A 1,108-nucleotide genomic window follows, 5' to 3' on the forward strand; every position below is an offset into this window, starting at 1 on the left:
ACTTTACTGACTCTATAATTATTAAATTCAGAACTGAAAATGAATTCATGCCAGCAAGAATGGAGATGCAAGACTCTGAAAAATCAACAGCTGCTGCTCTTAAAAAAGGAGAACAAGTAACTGTTATTTGCGGAAAAATGTCCAGAATTGTCGGCTCCCCATCAGGCCGAAATTGCGTGTTCGCACAGTAAGTTCAGGGAGGGCGGCCCTCCCTGTTCGTCTTTACCTAAATCTGGTGTACCCAACATCGTGATTAATATCAATGCCACTGGAACGTGTTTCCGTAACCCGCATACCTGGTGGCATATTCATAAATGAAACCTTGATCTCGCCATCAACTTTTGGCGCAGAAGCTTTGTTAATCATGAAGGGATTCGGGCCTGTGGCATCGGAGGCGTTGTTTGACTGAGCCGGATCCACCGCCGGATAAGGTGTGTATCCCCGCGCCGGTATTCCCGTCCCATAAGCATCATAAGCACCCGCGCCCCACTGCGCAGAGTTAATGGCATCGACCGTGTCACCGGAACTGTCGGTAAACCACTCAATAATTGGCTTCAGCTTGTCCCACATATCCTGAAACCACTTAACAACCGGTCCCCAGTTATTGATCACCATCCCCAGCGGCGACCAGGCAAAAACTTTCTTAAGGAGTTCCCAGCCAGCCTCAAAATAAGGACCAATGGTTTCCCAGAGTTTCTTAAAATAAGGTCCGACAACATCCCAGTTAGTGATAATTAATCCCGCAGCCAGGGCTATCGCCGTCGCAATCATGCCAATCGGCGTCATCGACATGATCCTGCTGACAATACTGATGGCACCGCCAACGCCCATCAATCCCAGTTTCAGAATCGCAAGACCGGCAGCAAGCCCGACGACGCCGCGAATAACCCGGGGATTTTCATCCGCAAACTTCGTGAATTTCTCCCCCAACTCCCCCAGCCACTGCGTGATATTTTTGGCGTCACCAGAAAATGCGCCGCCAATAGCTGCAAGACCGTTAGTTGCGGTCCCCGTCATTGCCTCCCACAGGTTGGACAGCGTACCAAGCTGAGCCTGAACACGTTTATTCAGGCTGGCCTGTTTATTCATCTTCTGCTGGATCTGATCG

2 protein-coding genes are annotated in these 1,108 nt (G+C 49.8%); one reads left to right on the forward strand and one right to left on the reverse strand.

Going from position 1 to position 1,108, the window contains the following annotated elements; genetic code table 11:
• The coding region (locus ACWIGM_RS31530; RefSeq protein WP_454029865.1) for a hypothetical protein at nt 1–191 on the forward strand (191 nt) is incomplete at its 5' end.
• Between the two features lie 31 nt (nt 192–222).
• On the opposite strand, the gene ACWIGM_RS31535 is transcribed toward ACWIGM_RS31530, so the two are convergent.
• Nucleotides 223–1,108: phage tail tape measure protein (locus tag ACWIGM_RS31535; protein ID WP_454029866.1), on the reverse strand; the 886-nt coding region annotated here is incomplete at its 5' end.

The organism is Allobosea sp. NPDC055332 (genome assembly GCF_053645455.1).